General features: G+C 60.7%; 17 protein-coding genes. 11 read left to right on the top strand and 6 right to left on the bottom strand.

Annotated elements, in window-relative coordinates; genetic code table 11:
* Positions 1-394 precede the first annotated feature (394 nt).
* Positions 395-913: a glycine cleavage system protein R gene (locus HDC30_RS24700; protein ID WP_007966538.1), complete on the top strand. Its 519-nt coding sequence runs from the start codon at positions 395-397 to the stop codon at positions 911-913.
* A gap of 222 nt (positions 914-1,135) precedes the next feature.
* Here the strand turns inward: HDC30_RS24700 and rarD are convergent, their stop codons facing one another.
* From rarD to HDC30_RS24725, 5 genes are all read right to left on the bottom strand, one after another.
* Positions 1,136-2,023: an EamA family transporter RarD gene (rarD, locus tag HDC30_RS24705; protein ID WP_095137447.1), complete on the bottom strand. Its 888-nt coding sequence runs from the start codon at positions 2,021-2,023 to the stop codon at positions 1,136-1,138.
* 193 nt (positions 2,024-2,216) lie between these two features.
* The gene (locus HDC30_RS24710) at positions 2,217-3,191 is read right to left on the bottom strand and encodes a serine/threonine protein kinase (protein ID WP_183785535.1); all 975 of its coding nucleotides are present in this window, start codon (positions 3,189-3,191) and stop codon (positions 2,217-2,219) included.
* A gap of 166 nt (positions 3,192-3,357) precedes the next feature.
* Positions 3,358-5,259: a PhoX family phosphatase gene (locus HDC30_RS24715; protein ID WP_183785537.1), complete on the bottom strand. Its 1,902-nt coding sequence runs from the start codon at positions 5,257-5,259 to the stop codon at positions 3,358-3,360.
* Between the two features lie 70 nt (positions 5,260-5,329).
* Positions 5,330-6,094 (bottom strand): TOBE domain-containing protein, encoded by a 765-nt coding sequence (locus tag HDC30_RS24720; protein ID WP_096796678.1) that lies wholly within the window; start codon positions 6,092-6,094, stop codon positions 5,330-5,332.
* 187 nt (positions 6,095-6,281) lie between these two features.
* Entirely contained in the window at positions 6,282-7,016 is a 735-nt protein-coding gene (locus HDC30_RS24725; protein WP_183785539.1) for a ComF family protein, read from the bottom strand.
* A 91-nt stretch (positions 7,017-7,107) separates the two neighbouring features.
* Here HDC30_RS24725 and bioB point away from each other — a divergent pair, with 91 nt between their 5' ends.
* The 9 genes from bioB to HDC30_RS24770 all read left to right on the top strand — a co-directional run bounded on the left by bioB (position 7,108) and on the right by HDC30_RS24770 (position 17,646).
* Positions 7,108-8,163, top strand: coding sequence for a biotin synthase BioB (gene bioB, locus HDC30_RS24730; protein WP_086793534.1), 1,056 nt, complete (start codon positions 7,108-7,110; stop codon positions 8,161-8,163).
* A 160-nt stretch (positions 8,164-8,323) separates the two neighbouring features.
* Positions 8,324-9,502 (top strand): 8-amino-7-oxononanoate synthase, encoded by a 1,179-nt coding sequence (gene bioF / locus HDC30_RS24735; protein ID WP_183785541.1) that lies wholly within the window; start codon positions 8,324-8,326, stop codon positions 9,500-9,502.
* A complete protein-coding gene (locus tag HDC30_RS24740) occupies positions 9,495-10,226 on the top strand; it encodes an alpha/beta fold hydrolase (protein ID WP_183785543.1) in 732 nt (243 codons plus the stop codon). The genes bioF and HDC30_RS24740 overlap by 8 nt, the downstream gene beginning before the upstream one ends.
* Positions 10,219-11,031, top strand: a complete 813-nt coding sequence (gene bioC / locus HDC30_RS24745) for a malonyl-ACP O-methyltransferase BioC (protein WP_183785545.1) — start codon at positions 10,219-10,221, stop codon at positions 11,029-11,031. The genes HDC30_RS24740 and bioC overlap by 8 nt, the downstream gene beginning before the upstream one ends.
* The gene (gene bioD, locus HDC30_RS24750) at positions 11,028-11,708 is read left to right on the top strand and encodes a dethiobiotin synthase (RefSeq protein WP_098965936.1); all 681 of its coding nucleotides are present in this window, start codon (positions 11,028-11,030) and stop codon (positions 11,706-11,708) included. The genes bioC and bioD overlap by 4 nt, the downstream gene beginning before the upstream one ends.
* Positions 11,709-11,817: 109 nt before the next feature.
* The gene (locus tag HDC30_RS24755) at positions 11,818-12,114 is read left to right on the top strand and encodes a hypothetical protein (protein WP_003228898.1); all 297 of its coding nucleotides are present in this window, start codon (positions 11,818-11,820) and stop codon (positions 12,112-12,114) included.
* Between the two features lie 276 nt (positions 12,115-12,390).
* Positions 12,391-14,196: a phenylacyl-CoA dehydrogenase gene (locus tag HDC30_RS24760; protein WP_095137437.1), complete on the top strand. Its 1,806-nt coding sequence runs from the start codon at positions 12,391-12,393 to the stop codon at positions 14,194-14,196.
* 192 nt (positions 14,197-14,388) lie between these two features.
* Complete coding sequence (locus HDC30_RS24765; RefSeq protein ID WP_027610695.1) at positions 14,389-15,678, top strand: GGDEF domain-containing protein; 1,290 nt, start codon at positions 14,389-14,391, stop codon at positions 15,676-15,678.
* Positions 15,679-15,867: 189 nt separating this feature from the next.
* Positions 15,868-17,646: an acyl-CoA dehydrogenase C-terminal domain-containing protein gene (locus HDC30_RS24770; RefSeq protein ID WP_027610696.1), complete on the top strand. Its 1,779-nt coding sequence runs from the start codon at positions 15,868-15,870 to the stop codon at positions 17,644-17,646.
* A gap of 226 nt (positions 17,647-17,872) precedes the next feature.
* Here HDC30_RS24770 and HDC30_RS24775 read toward each other — a convergent pair whose 3' ends face one another.
* The gene (locus tag HDC30_RS24775) at positions 17,873-18,802 is read right to left on the bottom strand and encodes a LysR family transcriptional regulator (RefSeq protein WP_047596451.1); all 930 of its coding nucleotides are present in this window, start codon (positions 18,800-18,802) and stop codon (positions 17,873-17,875) included.
* A 169-nt stretch (positions 18,803-18,971) separates the two neighbouring features.
* Between HDC30_RS24775 and HDC30_RS24780 the strand changes: the two genes are divergently transcribed.
* Entirely contained in the window at positions 18,972-20,255 is a 1,284-nt protein-coding gene (locus tag HDC30_RS24780) for an aspartate aminotransferase family protein (RefSeq protein ID WP_183785547.1), read from the top strand.
* Positions 20,256-20,351: the final 96 nt, after the last annotated feature.

The raw sequence follows: 20,351 nt of genomic DNA on the forward strand, positions 1-20,351 counted from the left end.
TGAAAATCAGACTAATAACGTCGTTCTGCGACCTCATGACGCATTGCGGTCACGTCGCGGAACGGGATGTTCTCAAAAAACCATCGGATTGTTCCAGCTAAATATAAAAAGTTGTACACATAAATCCTTTCTGACTGCTATGGCATCCCCCTGCGGTGCACACTGCTGTGGCGAGGGGATTTATCCCCGATGGGTGGCGAAGCCGCCCCCCCCTGCGCGCTGACAGGTAGACCGAGCTGACAGGGTTTACGGCTGCTGCGCAACCGATCGGGGATAAATCCCCTCGCCACAGGTTGCATCCAAAACCAAGACACAGGTCTGCTGCATGAGCTGAATCAAACCCTTGCCTATACTTGCCTTTCTATAACAAAAGTCATGACAAGAGGGCGGCGCCATGGACCATCTCGTACTCACTGTGTTTGCTCCGGATAAGCCCGGGCAGGTCGAGCGCATCGCCCAATGCATCGCCGAACATGGCGGTAACTGGCTGGAAAGCCGCATGTCACGGATGGCCGGGCAGTTCGCCGGGATTCTGCGAGTGGGCGTACCGGCGGAGGCTTACGACGAATTAGTCGATTCCCTACAAGCGCTGTCGGCACAGGGCATTCGCGTGCTGATCGCGGAGAGTGGTATCGAGCAGTCCTGCACCTGGAAACCGATCGCCATGGAGTTGGTGGGCAATGACCGCCCGGGCATCGTGCGCGACATCACCCGGTTGCTCAGCGAGCAGGGGGTGAACCTCGAACGGCTGGTGACCGAAGTGCGCCCGGCACCGATGAGCAGCGAGCCGTTATTCCACGCTGAAGCAATTCTCGCGGTGCCGCTGACCCTGTCGCTGGATGTGCTGCAATCGCGCCTGGAAACCCTGGCCGATGATCTGATGGTCGAACTGGTGTTACGCACAGACGTTTAACCGGCGCCGGGTTATCCAGTTTTAACGTGCACCTGCCTGTGGATAACCTGTAGAGACCGGGCGCAGCGCCACGTCGGCCGTGGCCTGTAGCGAGCTGATCAAAAAATCGCCAACATTCAGTGACTTGCGCACAAACGGCGGGGATCACGCTGTGGATAACCTTGGGAAGGAACGTTGCAGGCCACGAGAACCGTGGCCTGCGAAGCTTTGTGCGTTTTTTGATCAGCTGCGCCGACGCAAACTGATCACCGCATCGACGCTGTAAACGGCCAGACCGGCCCAAATGAAGATGAACGCGATCAGCGTGCTCGACGACAAATGCTCACCAAACAGCAGCACCGCCTGCAGCAGCACCAGGGTTGGCGCGGTGTACTGGAGGAAACCGATGGTGGTGTAGGGCAGATGACGGGTGGCAGCGTTGAAACACACCAGCGGGATGAGCGTCACCGGACCCGCCGCCACCAGCCACCAGGCTTGCGAGGTGGTCCAGAACTCGGGTTGTGCGCTGGTGGCGGTCTGGTTGAACAGCAGCCAGGCCACGGCAATTGGCACCAGCATCCAGGTTTCCACCACCAGCCCCGGCAAGGCCTTGACCGGCGCCTGTTTGCGGATCAAACCGTAGAAGCCGAAGGTCAGCGCCAGCACCAGCGATACCCACGGCAGACTGCCGACCTGCCACACCTGCTGCGCCACGCCGACGGCTGCCAGCCCCACCGCAATCCACTGCATGCGCCGCAGGCGTTCGCCGAGAATCAGCATCCCCAACAGCACGTTGACCAGCGGGTTGATGTAGTAACCGAGGCTGGCTTCGAGCATGCGCCCGTTGTTCACCGACCACACATAGGTCAGCCAGTTGGCCGCAATCAAGGTGCCGCTCAGGGCCAGAATCGCCAGACGCTTGGGGTTGTCGAGCAACTCGCGCAACCAGCCCGGATGCTTCCACACCATCAGCAACAGCGCACCGAACAGTGCCGACCACAACACGCGGTGAATGATGATCTCGACAGCGGGGACTTCGGCGATGGCTTTGAAGTAGATCGGGAACAGGCCCCAGATGATGTAGGCACTCAGGCCCAGAATGTACCCGCGACGCGGGTTGGCGGCTTGCATGCAGAATCCTTGCTTAGGCAGCTGACAAAGCAGGGATTGTAAGGAGATTTGTTGGCAAATGAGTTTTGAATTTGTGAATACTGGCCAAATGTGGGAGCGGGCTTGCTCGCGAATGCGGTGTATCAGCAGCAGAATAATTGCCTGACACACCGCCTTCGGGAGCAAGCCCCCTCCCACAAAGGTTTGTGGTGAATCAGAAGAGTTTCAGTGGCTCTTCATTCAGCGCGGACAGTTGTTCACGTAGCGCCAGCACCTGATCGCCCCAATACCGTTCCGTACCAAACCAAGGAAAGCTGTGCGGGAACGCCGGGTCGTCCCAGCGTCGTGCCAGCCAGGCGCTGTAGTGCATCAGGCGCAGGGCGCGCAGCGGTTCGATCAGCGCCAGTTCACGGGGATCGAAGTCGTGGAATTCGTTGTAGCCGTCCATCAGTTCCGACAGTTGCCCGAGGCATTCCTGACGGTCGCCGGCGAGCATCATCCAGATGTCCTGCACGGCCGGGCCCATGCGGCAGTCGTCGAGGTCGACAATGTGGAACATTTCATCGCGGCACATCATGTTGCCGGGGTGACAGTCGCCATGCATGCGGATGTTCTGGTGGGGCGTGGCGGCGTAGACGTCTTCGACCCGCTTGAGCAGGTCGCGGGCCACTGACTCGTAGGCCGGCAGCAGGCTCTTGGGGATGAAGTTGCCTTCAAGCAACGTCGCCAGCGAGGCATGGCCGAAGTTCTGTACGCCCAGTGCTTCACGGTGTTCGAACGGCTTGGTCGCGCCGACCGCATGAATACGTCCGAGCAACTGGCCGAGACGATACAACTGATCGAGATTGCCCGGCTCCGGCGCACGGCCGCCGCGACGCGGAAACAGGGTGAAACGGAAACCGGCGTGTTCGTGCAGGGTCTGGCCGTTGTGGATCAGTGGCGCCACCACCGGGATTTCGACGTCGGCCAGTTCGAAGGTGAACTGGTGTTCTTCGAGGATGGCTGCGTTGGTCCAGCGCTGCGGACGGTAGAACTTGGCGATCAGCGGTTCGGAATCTTCGATACCGACCTGATAGACGCGGTTTTCGTAGCTGTTGAGCGCCAGAATGCGTGCATCACTGAGAAACCCGATGCTTTCGACGGCATCGAGTACGAGATCGGGTGTGAGGGTTTCAAACGGGTGGGCCATGCTGACTCCTGCGCGCAGCAGGCTGCCGCGTCCGGCCCAGCATGGTAGCGCAGATGGCAGCGGGAGAGTTGGTTGGTGTCTGTGCTGACGCCATCGCGAGCAGGCTCACTCCTACAGTTGGAACGCATTTCCTTGTAGGAGTGAGCCTGCTCGCGAAAGCGATTTATCAGGCGCCGACTATTCCGCCATCCTCACGGGTAATCGCCATCACCGATGAACGCGGCTTGCCATTCGGCAGATGCTCGGGGAAGGTCGAACCGCCGTTCTCGCCAGGATGCTGAATCCCGACAAACAGGGTTTTCTGATCCGGCGAGAAGCTGATCCCGGTGACTTCACAACCAATCGGCCCGACCATGAACCGGCGAATCTCGCCGGTCTTGGGATCGGCACAGAGCATCTGGTTGTTGCCCATCCCGGCGAAATCACCGGCGTTGCTCGAATCGCCATCGGTGAGAATCCACAAGCGCCCGGCCTTGTCGAAGCCAAGACCATCAGGGCTGTTGAACATGTTCTGCGGGGTGATGTTCGACGAACCGCCCTTCGGCGTGCCGGCGTGTACACCCGGGTTGCCGGCAACCACAAACAGGTCCCAGGCGAAGGTTTTCGCCGCATGATCGTCGCGGTCGGTGCGCCAGCGCAGGATCTGCCCGTAGACGTTCTTCGCGCGCGGGTTCGGCCCACCCACCGGCTGCCCGTCTTCGCCGCGCTTGGCGTTGTTGGTCAGGGTGCAATAGACCTGGCCGTCCTTCGGGCTGACGACGATCCATTCCGGGCGGTCCATGCGCGTGGCGCCGACCACACTGGCGGCGAGGCGGGCGTGGATCAGCACTTCGGCCTGATCGGCGAAACCGCTGCTGGCGTCGATGCCGTTCTTGCCGTGGGTCAGTTCGATCCACTGGCCCTGGCCTTTCGGGTGATCAGGGTTGCCGTCACCGGCGTCGAACTTGGCCACGTACAGGGTGCCGTGGTCGAGGATGTCGCGGTTGGATTTGGCGTTGCGGTGGTTGATGCGGTCGCGACTGACAAACTTGTAGATGAACTCGCCGCGTTCGTCGTCGCCCATGTACACCACGGCGCGACCGTCATCGGTCTCGGCCAGTGCGGCGTTTTCGTGCTTGAAGCGGCCGAGGGCGGTGCGCTTGACCGGGGTCGATTGCGGATCGAACGGATCGATCTCGACCACCCAGCCGTGACGGTTGAGTTCGTTGGGATTTTTGGCCATGTCGAAGCGCGGGTCGAACGGGTGCCAGTTGATCTCGCGGCTGGCGGCAGAGACACCGTAGCGCTTTTGCGCCGGATCGAACTGCTGCTGGGCGTTGCTGCTGCCAAAGCAATCGGTGAAGTTTTCTTCGCAGGTCAGATAGGTGCCCCACGGCGTCTTGCCGTTGGCGCAGTTCTGGAAGGTGCCGAGGACTTTTTTGCCGTGCTTGTCGGCGGCCGTCTTCATCAACTCGTGACCGGCCGCCGGGCCGCTGATGCGCAGCGGCGAGTTGCCGTGGATGCGGCGGTTGTAGCGCGAGCCCTGGACGAACTGCCATTGGCCGTTCCTGCGCTGCACTTCGATCACCGACACGCCTTCACAGGCCAGCGCCTTGCGCACGTCTTCGGCCGATTGCGGCATGCCGCCGTGCGGGTAGAGGTAGCGGTAGTTGGTGTATTCGTTGTTGATCGCCATCAACGCGCGGTTTCGGTCGTCGGGGAATTCGAACAGGCTCATGCCGTCGTTGTTGTCGCCGAACTGCACTTCCTGAGCGGCGGCGGTGCCATTGCCGCTCGGGTCGAACGCCGGGCCGTTCTTGTGCAATGGCTGACCCCAGCTGATCAGCACCGAAGACTTGTAGCCCTTGGGCAGGCTGATGACGTCGGTGGTCGCGGCGGGAATGCTCTCGAAGCCGAGCAGGCGGCTGTTGCCGGCGCTGATGCCGGTGGCCAGCGCGCTGCGGCTGAGCAGGTTGCCGCCGAGGAACATGGCGGCACCGCACAGCGCGCCGGCGCTGATGAAGCCGCGACGGCTGAGGCCGACCATCTTTTCCAGGTCAGTCGATTGGTTTTCTTCTAATAGGCTCACATCAGGCTCCCTGCTTGGTTTTGGCAGCCACCTTAATGAGCGTCGATTACGCTTTCGTTGCAGCGCCTGATTAGAGTGGTGTGCCGATCAGCACATTGGACGGCGAGAACTGCACCTGCACCGGTTGCTCGACACTCAAATTGCGGGTGCGAAGCTGCAGCGGCTCAGCGAGAGCGCAAAGCGTCTGGCCGTTGGGCAGGGCGATGCGCACTTCGCTGGGGCCGTCTTCGGCATCGAGAATGGCTTCGATAGTGCCGCTCAGAAGATTGTGTCCAGATGTTGCAACTTGCTCCGGGGGCAGTAGTTCAAGCCAGCCAGCCTTGATCAAGGCCACCACTTCGGTGCCCGGTTGCAGTTCCAGGTGCACGGTGCTGTCGTGGGTGATCTGCGCGTTGATCCACAGGCCTTCGGCCAGTTCGAGGCGAATCAGGTCGTTGCGGCCCTGACCCTCGATGGCCACGACTTTGCCGTGCAGCTGGTTGCGCGCGCTGGTTCTGAGCATCAATCGCCCGAGCAGATCCAGATCGCTGGCGTCCTCAGCGGCCTCCAGCACTTGTGCCTGCAAGGCCTGCAGCTTTTGATACAGACGCAACACCCGTTCGCCCTCGCTGGACAACCTGGCGCCGCCGCCGCCCTTGCCGCCGACCGCACGTTCCACCAGCGGTTTCTGCGCCAGGTTATTCAGCTCATCGATCGCATCCCACGCCGCTTTGTAACTCAGCCCGGCGCTTTTTGCGGCGCGGGTGATCGAGCCCTGTTCGGCAATGTGTTGCAGCAGGGCGATGCGCTGCGGACGGCGGACGATGTGCTGGGAGAGCAGGGTGGGCAGGGACATGGATGGGTGCTTTTTCACGGTGGCGGTGGAGAGTGAAGTTGGCGGCTTGCGACGCATCAGTCAAGCCAAACACAGTGCTCTTGTAGGAGTGAGCCTGCTCGCGATGGCGGTGGAACAGTCAGCATCAATGTTGGCAGTAATTGCGCTATCGCGAGCAGGCTCACTCCTACAAGGGATTGTGTCGGTTTCAGTTTCCGGGTTTTGGCGTGCGGGCCAGACAATAGACGTCGACTCTTGCAGCGCCCGCATCCCTCAACAATCGCGCCAGTGCCTGGGCCGTGGCGCCGGTGGTCAGCACATCATCAATCAACGCGAAGTGCCGACCTTTCACCTCGGCATCAGGGGCCACAGCGAAGGCGTGACGCAAGTTGCGCTTGCGCGCCTTGGCGTCGAGGTCCTGTTGGGCACTGGTATCGTGAATTCGTCGTAGAGCCTGCTCCTCAAAAGGCAGATCCAGCTGTTGGCTTAACCATCGCCCCAGCATCGCCGCTTGATTGAACCCGCGTTGACGCAGACGTTTCCCCGCCAGTGGCACCGGCAACAATACATCGGGCCGTGGCAATCCCTCATCGAAGCGATGTTGCAGGTATTGTCCGGCAACGTCGGCGAGCAGGTGACCAAACGGCCATTTCGCGTTGTGTTTAAAGCGTGTAATCAAACTGTCCACCGGGAAGTCATAGCGCCACGGCACCACCACCTGTTCGAACGCCGGCGGCTCTAGCAGGCACCCGCCGCAAGTCAGTCCAGCGCCGGGCAGCGGCAAGGCGCAGGTCTGACAGTGGTCGCCGAGCCAGGGCAGATCGGTTTCGCAGGCGACGCAGATTGGCACTTCTGCTTCTGCGGGTTCATCGCACAACAAACAGCTTTGTACGTTTTTTAAACAGATGTAAACCTGTGCTTCGTGTCGTGGTTGACAGCGCATGACTCTTCCTTAAATATGCCGAACATCCGTGTCGCGCCTGTGGGTATTCCGTTCCCACAGCCGCCAGCCAAGCATAACCAAGGAACTGCCCATGAGCGCCAGCACCTCTGCCACCCTGCGTCACGACTGGTCTTTAGCCGAAGTCAAAGCGCTCTTCGTACAGCCATTCAACGACTTGCTGTTCCAGGCGCAGACGGTGCACCGTGCACATTTCAACGCCAATCGCGTGCAGGTTTCCACGCTGCTGTCGATCAAGACCGGCGCCTGCCCGGAAGACTGCAAGTACTGCCCACAGTCCGGTCACTACAACACCGGCCTGGAAAAAGAAAAGCTGATGGAAGTGCAGAAAGTCCTCGAAGAGGCTGCTCGCGCCAAGGCCATCGGCTCGACCCGTTTCTGCATGGGGGCCGCGTGGAAGCACCCGTCGGCCAAAGACATGCCGTATGTGCTGAAGATGGTTGAAGGCGTGAAGGCCATGGGCCTGGAAACCTGCATGACCCTCGGTCGTCTCGATCAGGAACAGACCGAGGCGCTGGCCAAGGCTGGCCTCGATTACTACAACCACAACCTCGACACCTCGCCTGAGTTCTACGGCAGCATCATCACCACCCGCACCTACAGCGAACGCTTGCAGACGCTGGCCTACGTGCGTGAGTCGGGAATGAAGATCTGCTCCGGCGGCATTCTCGGCATGGGCGAGTCGCTGGACGACCGCGCCAACCTGCTGATCCAGTTGGCCAACCTGCCGGAGCATCCGGAATCGGTGCCGATCAACATGCTGGTGAAAGTCGCCGGCACGCCGCTGGAAAACGCCGATGACGTCGATCCGTTCGACTTCATCCGCATGCTCGCCGTGGCGCGCATCCTCATGCCGCAATCCCATGTGCGCCTGTCCGCCGGCCGCGAAGCGATGAACGAGCAGATGCAGGCGTTGGCGTTCTTCGCCGGTGCCAACTCGATTTTCTACGGCGACAAACTGCTGACCACTGCCAACCCGCAGGCCGACAAGGACATGCAACTGTTCGCGCGTCTGGGCATTCAACCGGAAGCGCGCGAAGAGCATGCCGATGAAGTGCATCAGGCCGCGATCGAGCAGGCGCTGGTGGAGCAGAAGAGCAGCGAGCAGTTCTATAACGCTGCCATCTAAGTTTTTGATGCGATGCAAAACACTGTGGGAGCTGGCTTGCCAGCGATAGCGGACTGGCTGTCGACATCTATGTTGAATGTGCCACCGTCATCGCTGGCAAGCCAGCTCCCACAGGGTCTGTGTCCGTCTTGATTCATCTGATCTGACTGTCGAGGCCTGCATGTCTTTCGATCTCGCCGCACGCCTTGCTGCCCGCCGTGCCGAAAATCTCTACCGCCAGCGTCCGTTGCTCGAGTCCCCGCAAGGGCCTGAAGTGGTGGTCGACGGCCAGCCGTTGCTGGCGTTCTGTAACAACGACTACCTTGGACTGGCCAATCACCCGCAGGTGATCGAAGCTTGGCGCGCCGGTGCCGAGCGCTGGGGCGTCGGTGGCGGAGCGTCGCATCTGGTGATCGGCCACAGCGGCCCGCATCACGCACTGGAAGAAGCCCTCGCCGATTTCACCGGCCGGCCGCGTGCGTTGCTGTTCACCACCGGCTACATGGCCAATCTCGGCGCGGTCACGGCGCTGGTCGGGCAGGGCGATACGGTGCTGGAAGACCGGCTCAATCACGCCTCGTTGCTGGATGCCGGTCTGTTGTCCGGCGCGCGTTTCAATCGTTATCTGCACAACGACGCCGGCAGCCTGGCCAAGCGCCTGGAGAAAGCCACCGGCAACACGCTGGTGGTCACCGACGGCGTGTTCAGCATGGACGGCGATCTCGCCGATCTGCCAGCGCTGGCGCGCGAGGCCAAGGCCAAAGGCGCGTGGCTGATGATTGATGATGCCCATGGCTTCGGCCCGCTCGGTGCCAATGGCGGCGGGATCGTCGAGCATTTCGGCTTGAGTCAGGACGATGTGCCGGTGCTGGTTGGCACCCTCGGCAAGGCGTTCGGGACGGCGGGTGCTTTTGTCGCCGGCAGTGAAGAGCTGATCGAAAGCCTGATCCAGTTCGCCCGGCCCTACATCTACACCACCAGCCAGCCACCGGCGTTGGCCTGTGCGACGCTGAAAAGTCTGGAGTTGTTGCGCACGGAACACTGGCGTCGTGAACATTTGCAGACGCTGATCCGCCAGTTCCGCCACGGCGCCGAGCAGATCGGTCTGCAACTGATGGACAGTTTCACCCCGATCCAGCCGATCCTGATTGGCGATGCCGGTCGCGCCGTGCGCCTTTCGCAGATGTTGCGCGAGCGCGGTTTGATGGTCACGGCAATCCGTCCGCCTACCGTCCCGGCAGGAAGTGCACGTCTGCGCGTGACCCTGACCGCTGCCCACAGCGAGGAGCAGGTGCAGCTATTGTTAGAAGGACTGGCCGATTGCGTTGCCCAACTGCCGCCGGAGCCAAGCCATGCGTGATCGCCTGATTCTGCTGCCCGGATGGGGGCTCGGTGTTTCGCCGCTGGAACCTCTGGCTGCGGCATTGCAGGGACTCGACGAACATTTGCATGTCGAGATCGAGCCGTTGCCGGAACTCGATTCCAGCGATTTGCAGGACTGGCTCGACGAATTCGATGAATGTATTCCTCAAGACGTGTGGCTGGGCGGTTGGTCGCTGGGCGGCATGCTTGCCTCTGAACTGGCAGCACGTCGCGGCGAGCGTTGCTGCGGGCTGCTGACGCTGGCGAGCAATCCTTCATTTGTCGCCCATGAGCATTGGCCGAGTGCGATGCCGGGCGAGACGTTCGATGCATTTCTCGCCAGTTGCCAGACCGACCCGCGGATGACCCTAAAACGGTTCTCGTTGTTGTGTGCTCAGGGCGCGCAGAACCCGCGCGGCATGTCGCGGCTGCTGCTGGGTGGCGCGCCGGCCACTTCGCCGCAAGCGTTGATGGTCGGGCTTGAACTGCTGGCGCAGATCGACACGCGCGAAGCGTTGCAGGCGTTTCGCGGCCCGCAGTTGCACTTGTTCGCCGGTCAGGACGGCCTGGTGCCGGCAGAAGCGGCAGGGGCGTTGTTCGCCCTGTTGCCGGATATCGAAATTGGTCTGATCGAACAGGCCAGTCATGCATTTCTTCTGGAAGACCCCCATGGCGTGGCGGGAGCGATCCAGGCTTTTCTACACGAGTGCGGTGATGACTGATTTGTCTCTTGTTGCGCTGCCCGGCGGCTTGCCCGACAAGCGCCAGGTCGCGGCCTCTTTCTCCCGTGCGGCGGCCAGCTACGACAGCGTTGCCGAGTTGCAGCGCGACGTCGGTTCGCAGTTGCTCGCGCGCTTGCCAGCGGGTTTTGTGCCGGCACGCTGGCTGGATCTGGGCTGCGGCACCGGCTATTTCACTCGCGCATTGGCCGAGCGATATGTCGAAGGTCAGGGGCTGGCGCTGGATATCGCCGAGGGCATGCTCAATCACGCACGACCATTGGGCGGCGCGCAGCACTTCATCGCGGGTGATGCGGAACGTCTGCCGTTGCAGGATTCAACCTGTGAGCTGATCTTTTCCAGCCTTGCGGTGCAGTGGTGTGCGGACTTCGAATCGGTGCTCAGCGAAGCCTTTCGTGTGCTCAAGCCGGGCGGGATTTTCGCGTTTGCTAGTCTTTGTGTAGGGACCTTGTACGAGTTGCGCGACAGTTGGCGGCAGGTCGATGGTCTGGTGCACGTCAACCGCTTCCGCGAATTCGCCCGGTATGAGCAGTTGTGTGCCGCCAGTGGCTTGCGTACGGTGAGTCTGCAGAATCAGGCGCATGTGTTGCACTACCCGGATGTGCGCAGCCTGACTCACGAACTCAAGGCACTCGGCGCGCACAATCTGAACCCCGGTCGGCCGGGTGGCTTGACCGGACGCGCGCGGATTCTCGGCTTGATCGAGGCTTACGAGCAGTTCCGTCAGGCACAGGGATTGCCGGCGACTTACCAGGTGGTCTACGCCGTGTTGGAGAAACCCTTATGAGCGCAGCCTATTTCATCACCGGGACTGACACCGATGTCGGCAAGACCACCGTGGCTGCCGGGTTGCTGCATGCTGCGCGCTCGGCAGGGCTGAGTACGGCGGCGGGGAAACCGGTTGCCTCGGGTTGCGAGGTCACCCCCAAGGGGTTGCGCAATGCCGATGCGCTGGCGTTGCTCGCCGAGTGTTCGGTGCCGCTGACTTATCAACAGGTCAATCCGGTGGCATTCGAGCCGGCCATCGCGCCGCATCTGGCAGCGCGTGAGGCCGGCGTCGCGCTGACTGTGCAATCGTTGCTGGCGCCGATGCGCGAAATTCTGGCGCTGAATGCCGATTTCACCTTGATCGAAGGGGCGGGTGGCTGGCGGGTGCCGTTGGCCGATCAGGACAATCTGTCGGATCTGGCCATCGCGTTGAAGCTGCCGGTGATTCTGGTGGTGGGTGTGCGCCTGGGCTGCATCAGTCATGCCTTGCTGACGGCCGAGGCGATTGCCCGCGATGGCCTGCAGCTGGCCGGTTGGGTGGCCAATATCATCGATCCGAAAACCTCGCGTCTGGAAGAGAATCTGGCGACGCTGGCCGAGCGGATTCCCGCGCCGTGTCTGGGGCGGGTACCGAAACTGAAGTCGCTTAGCGCCGAGGCGGTGGCTGATCATCTGCAACTCGATCTGCTCGATTAATGTTTTTGGCTATGACTAGGCACTGTGCCATCAGTATTTTTGACGGGTGTTTTTCTGGCGCCTCTGCTTCAATGGCAACCATTGATCCTTCCCAAGGATGAGAACTCCCATGGAAATCTCCGGTAACACAGCTTTTTATGCGGGTTTGAGCACGATTCAGACCGGTCAGAACCGTGTCGATCAGGCGGCCAGTCAGATCGCCAACAACACTATCGAGCGTTCGGTCACCAGCCAGTCTTCCGAGGCGCAGGTCGATCGTCTGCGCGGTATCGACCGCAGTCAGCAAATGGATCCGGGCAGCGCCATGGCCGAAATGGCCCAGGGCAAGTTTCAGGTAGAGCTGGGCACCAAGGTCGCCAAGGCTTCCGATGAAATGCTCGGTACGATCATCGATACGTTTGCCTGATTTTTCGCGCCTCCTGCCTGCCGAACGCCGCGTCTTGTCGCGGCGTTTTTCGTTGTAAGTCCTTCTCCCTCAACTAATCTTTTTTCATTGCCCGTGGCGCTTTGCAGTTCATGGCGGTTTGCCGTGTCCGGCATTTGAAAAAAGTCATGACGAACGGCAAAAGATCGACGCTTGACAAGATTTCGGCGTAAACGTATGTTTCAAACAACTGTTTGACCGTCACAACAAATCAACGCGGTCGTTCATTCCCGGTTACATCAGCAGAGGTTTATCGCTATGCCTGACTACAAGGCCCCCTTGCGTGATATTCGCTTCGTTCGTGACGAACTGCTCGGCTACGAAGCGCACTATCAGAGCCTTCCAGCTTGCTCCGAAGCAACGCCGGACATGGTTGACGCCATTCTTGAAGAAGGCGCCAAGTTTTGTGAGCAGGTACTGGCACCGCTGAACCGCGTGGGCGACCTCGAAGGCTGCACCTGGAGCGAGTCCGGTGTGAAAACCCCGACTGGCTTTAAAGAGGCCTACAAGCAATTCGTCGAAGGCGGCTGGCCAAGTCTGGCGCACGACGTCGAGCACGGCGGTCAAGGCCTGCCGGAGTCGTTGGGTCTGGCTGTGAGCGAAATGGTCGGTGAAGCCAACTGGTCGTGGGGCATGTACCCAGGCTTGTCGCACGGCGCGATGAACACTATCTCCGAGCACGGTACCCCTGAGCAGCAAGAAGCCTATCTGACCAAACTGGTTTCCGGCGAATGGACCGGCACCATGTGCCTGACCGAACCGCACTGCGGCACCGACCTGGGCATGCTGCGCACCAAGGCCGAACCTCAGGCTGATGGCTCCTACAAGGTTTCCGGGACCAAGATTTTCATCTCGGCCGGTGAACACGACATGGCCGACAACATCGTCCACATCGTACTGGCCCGCCTGCCGGACGCTCCGGCTGGCACCAAAGGCATTTCCCTGTTCATCGTTCCAAAGTTCCTGCCGAACGCCGATGGCACCATCGGTGCGCGCAACGCAGTGAGCTGCGGTTCGCTGGAACACAAGATGGGCATCCACGGCAACGCCACTTGCGTGATGAACTTCGACGGCGCCACCGGTTTCCTGATCGGCCCGGCGAACAAAGGCCTGAACTGCATGTTCACCTTCATGAACACCGCACGTCTGGGTACCGCGCTGCAAGGTCTGGCCCACGCCGAGATCGGCTTCCAGGGTGGCCTGAAATACGCTCGCGATCGTCTGCAAATGCGCTCCCTGACTGGCCCGAAAGCGCCGGACAAGGCCGCTGACCCGATCATCGTGCACCCTGACGTACGTCGCATGCTGCTGACCATGAAGGCCTTCGCCGAAGGCAACCGCGCGATGGTGTACTTCACCGCCAAGCAGGTCGACATCGTCAAATACGGCGTCGACGAAGAAGAGAAGAAGAAGGCCGACGCACTGCTGGCGTTCATGACGCCGATCGCCAAGGCGTTCATGACAGAAGTCGGTTTCGAAGCCGCCAACCACGGCGTGCAGATCTACGGTGGCCACGGCTTCATCGCCGAGTGGGGCATGGAGCAGAACGTTCGCGACAGCCGCATTTCGATGCTGTACGAAGGCACCACCGGCATCCAGGCACTCGACCTGCTGGGCCGTAAAGTGCTGATGACTCAAGGCGAGGCCCTGAAGGGCTTCACCAAGATCGTCCACAAGTTCTGCCAGAACAACGAAGGCAACGAAGCCGTCAAAGAATTCGTTGCACCGCTGGCTGCACTGAACAAAGAGTGGGGCGAGCTGACCATGAAGGTCGGTATGGCAGCCATGAAAGACCGTGAAGAAGTCGGCGCGGCCTCCGTGGACTACCTGATGTACTCCGGTTACGCCTGTCTGGCCTACTTCTGGGCCGACATGGCACGTCTGGCAGCCGAGAAGCTGGCAGAAGGCACCGGCGACGCCGCGTTCTACACCGCCAAGCTGCAAACCGCGCGCTTCTACTTCCAGCGCATCCTGCCACGTACCCGTACCCACGTGGCCACCATGCTGTCGGGCGCCAACAACCTGATGGACATGAAAGAAGAAGACTTCGCACTGGGCTACTAAGCCTCAACGCGGTCTGACGAAAACCGTTGCTCCCTCGGGGTCAGCGGTTTTTTTGTTGCTGAATCGCTCAGAAACCCGGGTTTTCTGCCGTTAAAGAGACTGCGTGTGATCTGGATCACATTGTGTGTGCTTAACTGGCCACATTGCAGGCACAATGCCATCTCTTTGATATGACGGGTCGGAGCTTTACCCTTGCCGCGTTCTTCCGCTGTACGTTTCAGCCATTTCCTACCTTCACTGCTGTTGTTGCTCGCGGGGTTGGCGGCTGCGTACGTCAAAGACCTCAACGTGTTCTTCACTTCGCTGTTCAACGTGTTGCCGACCCTGGTTCTGCTGTTGGGCGGCGCTTACTGTGCGGTTTACCGACGTCAGCGCGAGCTGTTTCTGATGCTCACGGTGTACATCGCCTACTTTTTGCTCGACACCCAGACCGACTATTACCGCGACAATGGCAAGGTGCGCGAAGACGCCGCCGTGGTGTTTCACCTGGTCTGTCTGCTGTTGCCGTTGCTGTTCGGGCTGTTCGCCGCGTGGCAGGAACGTACGCATTTGTTCCAGGACATGGTCGCGCGCTTCGCCGTGTTGCTGGCCTTTGGCAGTGTTGCTTTGGGGCTTGAACAAAGTTATCCGCAGGCGCTGCTGATGTGGCTCTCGGAAATCCGCTGGCCGGCGCTGCACGGCGCCTGGATGAGCCTGATTCAGATGTCCTATCCGGTATTCCTCTCGGCATTCCTGTTGCTGGCCTGGCAATACTGGCGCAATCCGCGTCCACTGCACGCGGCGCAGCTGGTCGGGTTGCTCGGGGTGTTCTGGATGCTGCCGAAAACTTTCATCCTGCCGTTCACCCTGAACATCATGTGCAGTCAGGTGATGCTGATGATTGCCGCTGCCGTGGCGCATGAGGCCTATCAAATGGCCTTCCGCGATGAACTCACCGGTCTGCCGGGGCGGCGCGCGCTCAATGAGCGAATGCAGCGTCTGGGCCGCAACTATGTGCTTGCGATGAGCGACGTCGATCACTTCAAGAAATTCAACGACACCCACGGTCACGATGTCGGTGATCAAGTGTTGCGACTGGTCGCCAGCAAGCTGTCGAAAATCAGCGGTGGCGGTAGGGCATATCGCTATGGTGGTGAGGAATTCGCCTTGGTGTTTGCGGGCAAAACCCTCGAGGAGTGCATGCCGCATCTGGAGGTGATTCGCGAGTCGATTGCCTCCTATAACATCCAGTTGCGCAATCAGGAGAACCGTCCGCAGGACGATCAGCAAGGTCGTCAGCGTCGTAGCGGCAGCGGTGCTTCCAGTGTGTCGGTCACGGTCAGTATCGGCGTCGCCGAGCGCGTCGAGCAACGGACGCCGGAAGAAGTCCTCAAGTCCGCCGACCAGGCGTTATACAGTGCCAAGGGCGCCGGGCGTAACTGCGTCATGGCGTTCGGACAGAACCGTCGCGGCGCGGTGCGGATGGACAGCGCTGCTGGCTGACTCAAGCCGCACGTTATCACTCAAAAGCCCGCTGATTGCGGGCTTTCTTTTATCTCTGAATGCTGGTGACCAAAAATAACAAATCAGTCACCGGTTGACCCTATGTGTCGCAAAAGTTGTTGAGGTACACTCGGCCTCAACGAAAACACTCTTCCACGAATCACCTGTTTAGATCTTGCGAGGTTTGCCATGGCTGACTACAAAGCGCCGCTGCGCGATATGCGCTTCGTCCTCAATGAAGTATTCGAAGTCGCCAAACTCTGGGCCGAACTGCCGGCCTTGGCCGAGACTGTCGATGCAGAAACCGTAGAAGCCATTCTCGAAGAAGCCGGCAAGGTCACCAGCAAAAGCATCGCGCCACTGAGCCGTGCGGCCGACGAAGAAGGCTGCCACTGGAAGGACGGTGCCGTCAGCACCCCGGCCGGTTTCCCACAGGCCTATCAGACTTACGCTGAAGGCGGCTGGGTCGGTGTCGGTGGCGATCCGGCCTACGGCGGCATGGGCATGCCCAAGGCTGTCTCGGCGCAGGTCGAAGAGATGGTCAACTCCGCCAGTCTGTCGTTCGGCCTGTACCCGATGCTGACCGCCGGCGCCTGCCTGTCGATCAACGCCCACGCCAGCGAAGAGCTGAAGGCTGCCTACCTGCCGAACATGTACGCCGGCATCTGGGCCGGTTCCATGTGCTTGACCGAGCCGCACGCCGGCACCGACCTGGGCATCATCCGCACCAAGGCCGAACCGCAGGCCGACGGTTCCTACAAGGTCAGCGGCACCAAGATCTTCATCACCGGCGGTGAGCACGACCTGACCGAGAACATCATCCACCTGGTGCTGGCGAAACTGCCGGACGCACCTGCTGGCCCGAAAGGCATTTCGCTGTTCCTGGTGCCGAAGTTCATGGTCAATGCCGATGGCAGCCTGGGCGCGCGCAACCCGGCGAACTGCGGTTCGATCGAACACAAGATGGGCATCCAGGCGTCCGCGACCTGCGTGATGAACTTCGATGAAGCTGTGGGCTATCTGGTCGGCGAGCCGAACAAGGGCCTGGCGGCGATGTTCACCATGATGAACTACGAGCGCCTGGGCGTCGGTATTCAAGGCCTGGCCAGCGGCGAGCGTTCCTATCAGAACGCCGTCGAATATGCGCGCGATCGTCTGCAGAGCCGTTCGCCGACCGGCGCGCAGAACAAGGACAAGGTCGCCGACCCGATCATCGTCCACCCGGACGTGCGTCGCATGCTGCTGACCATGAAAGCCTCGAACGAGGGCGGTCGCGCCTTCTCCACTTATGTGGCGATGCAACTCGACACCGCCAAGTTCAGCGAAGACGCGACCACCCGCAAGCGCGCAGAAGATCTGGTCGCACTGTTGACTCCGGTGGCCAAGGCATTCCTCACCGACCTGGGCCTGGAAACCACCGTCCACGGTCAGCAGATTTTTGGCGGCCACGGCTACATCCGCGAGTGGGGCCAGGAGCAACTGGTGCGTGACGTGCGCATCACCCAGATCTACGAAGGCACCAACGGCATTCAGGCGCTGGACCTGGTCGGGCGCAAGATCGTCGGTAGCGGTGGCGCGTTCTACAAGCTGTTCGCCGACGAGATCCGCCACTTCACCGCGACCGCCAGCGCTGACCTCGGCGAATTCACCAAGCCGCTGAACGATGCCGTCAGCACCCTCGACGAGCTGACGGCGTGGCTGCTGGATCGGGCGAAAACCAATCCGAACGAAATCGGCGCGGCCTCGGTCGAATATTTGCAAGCGTTCGGCTACACCGCCTATGCCTACATGTGGGCACTGATGGCGAAAGCCGCACTGGGCAAAGAAGCGCAGGACGATTTCTACGCCAGCAAGCTGGGCACCGCACGGTTCTATTTCGCCCGTCTGCTGCCGCGTATCCACTCGTTGAGCGCGTCGGTGAAGGCGGGTAGCGAGTCGCTGTTCCTGCTGAATGCTGAGCAGTTCTGATGATGTAACGTCATGTAAGCATTCTCTTACATGACGTGCTGCTGTTCTCCCATAGGCGTAGATTGGATCCACAGCTAATCTACAACTCATGGACGTCGCGCAGGAAGCGCAAAGCAACAACACGGACACGTAGGATTCTGCCAGGGTGGCGGAGTGAAATGGATGTCAGGGAAACAGTCTGCAAAGCCCCGCTTCGGCGGGGTTTTCTTTTGCCTGCAGAAAAGTATCAGGCCAGCGGATCCAGTGGCGGCGCTGCTTTCAGCGGTTTGTCCTCGCGCTGAATCACTTCTTCCAGCAACGTGCGCAGCAACGCCAGAGACGCCTGCTGACGCTGCACGTCGCGGCACACCAGCCCAACCTTCAGCGGCACCCGCGGTTCGCTCAACGGCTTCCATAGCAGATCCTGCTCGTCGTATTCCCTCTGTGAGCGCCCAGGCAGCACCGTTGCCAGTCTGGTGTGCGGCAGACTGTCGAGAATCCCCAGCATATTGTTCAGCTCTGCCTGCACTTGCGGGCGCCGACCCAGGCTGGTCAGTTGCGCCTGCCAGATCTGCCGGATCTGAAACTCTTCGCCCAGCAGCAACATCGGTAATTCCGCTGCTTGCCGCATCGAGACTTTCTTGAATTCACGCAGCGGGTGATCCGCCGGGATGACCAGCGTCAGCTCATCTTCATACAACATCACGCCATGCAGCCCCGGTTGGCGCGGCGGCAGGTAGCTGATGCCGATGTCCAGTGAGCCGTTGAGCAAACGGCGCTCGATCTCCAGCCCCGTCAGTTCATAGATCTGCACCACAAGATGCGGCTGCGCCTTGCGCACCCGTTCGAGCATTTGCGGCACAAGGCTGGTGTGCACGGTTTGCAGTACGCCGATCGCCAGCGTACGCAAGGCCTGCCCCTTGAAGTTGCCCAGCGCTTCCCGCGCCCGCTGCAAACCGTCGAGCAGCGGCACGGCGTGGTTGTACAGCGTGTGCGCGGCAAGGGTCGGCAACAGGCGTTTGCTGCTGCGTTCGAACAGCGTGACGTCGAGGTTCTGTTCGAGCTGACGAATCTGCTGCGACAGCGCCGGTTGCGAAATCGACAGGCGTTCGGCGGCCCGACCGACATGGCCCTCTTCGTAGACCGCGACGAAATAACGCAGTTGTTTGAAATCCATAAGTAATGCTTATCGAAAATGCTGGTAAATCGAAATGGCCCGAAGCCGTCAGTGAGCCTAGTCTAACCGCAATCACAAGGCTTACAGGGCCAGAGAGCGCGATGAATAGCGTTTGCTTCGACAGTGTTTGCATAGGCGGTTCAAAAAACCTCAAGCGAGGTTTTTTGCAATGAATCTGTTCAGTCTGCGGCGTCAGGCGCCGAGTCTCGATGACCTCGCTTTCGAGGCCGGTCCACCCCAGGCAGGCGATAACCTGAATGCCGAGCGACTGATGCCCAGCGTCGAGCGACCGGCGCAGGTCTTCGTGCGCGGCCAGGGCTCCTGGTTGTGGGACAGCAACGACCGCGCTTATCTCGACTTCTCCCAGGCCGGCGGCGCCAACAGCCTCGGCCACAGCCCTTCGGCGCTGGTCAAGGCCATCGCCAGTCAGGCCCAGGCGTTGATCAATCCCGGTTTCAATCTGCACAACCGCGGCGTGCTCAGCCTTGCCGAGCGCCTGTGCGCCAGCACTTCCAGCGATCAGGCTTACCTGCTCAATAGCGGCAGCGAGGCCTGTGAAGCGGCGATCAAACTGGCGCGCAAATGGGGCCAACTGCATCGTGGCGGCGCCTCGCGGATCATTGTTGCGAAGCAGGGTTGCCATGGCCGCAGCCTGGCAACGATTTCCGCGTCGGACAGTTGCAACCTGCACAACCGCTTCGCACCGTTGCTGCCGGGTTTCGATCTGGTGCCGTTCAATGACTTGCCTGCGTTACATGCCGCCGTCGATGCGCAAACCGTGGCAATCATGCTCGAACCGATCCAGAGCGATGCCGGGGTGATTCCGGCCACCGAGCATTACCTCAAAGGCGTCGAGCGCTTATGCCGCGAGCTGGGCATTCTGCTGATCCTCGACGAAGTGCAGACCGGCATCGGTCGCTGCGGCACTTTGCTCGCGGAACAGTCCTACGGTGTGCGCGCCGATATCGTCGTGCTCGGCAAGGGCCTCGGCGGCGGTGTTCCTCTGGCGGCGTTATTGGCCCGTGGCAAGGCCTGCTGCTTTGATGCGGGTGAACTGGGCGGCACTCATCACGGCAATGCACTGATGACCGCGGCCGGCCTGGTGGTGCTTGATAGCGTGCAGGACCGGGCATTTCTTGAACAGGTCAAAGACCTCGGCCAGCACCTGCGCGAGGGACTCGCTCGCTTGGCGCACCGTTACGGCCATGGCGAGTTGCGCGGGCAAGGTCTGTTCTGGGGACTGAGCCTGTCAGAGGATTCCGCCGATGCCGTAGTCAAAGCCGCCTTGCATGAAGGCCTGCTGCTCAACGCGCCGCAAGCCAACTGCCTGCGTTTCACCCCGGCACTCAGCGTCAGCAAGGCCAACATCGACGAAATGCTCCTGCGCCTGGCCCGCGCCTTCTCGCGAGTGCGTACCGCGCAACTGCAATGCCGCAAAGGGATTGCCGTCTGAGCTGAAGTTTCCTACCCGATTTGAAGAACCGTCTCGCGGTATAACGCACGCCCCACGCCTGATTCTTTTGGCGTGGGGCATTTTTTTGTGCCCGAT

Source organism: Pseudomonas sp. JAI115, from assembly GCF_014200835.1.
Lineage (GTDB): Bacteria > Pseudomonadota > Gammaproteobacteria > Pseudomonadales > Pseudomonadaceae > Aquipseudomonas > Aquipseudomonas putida_A.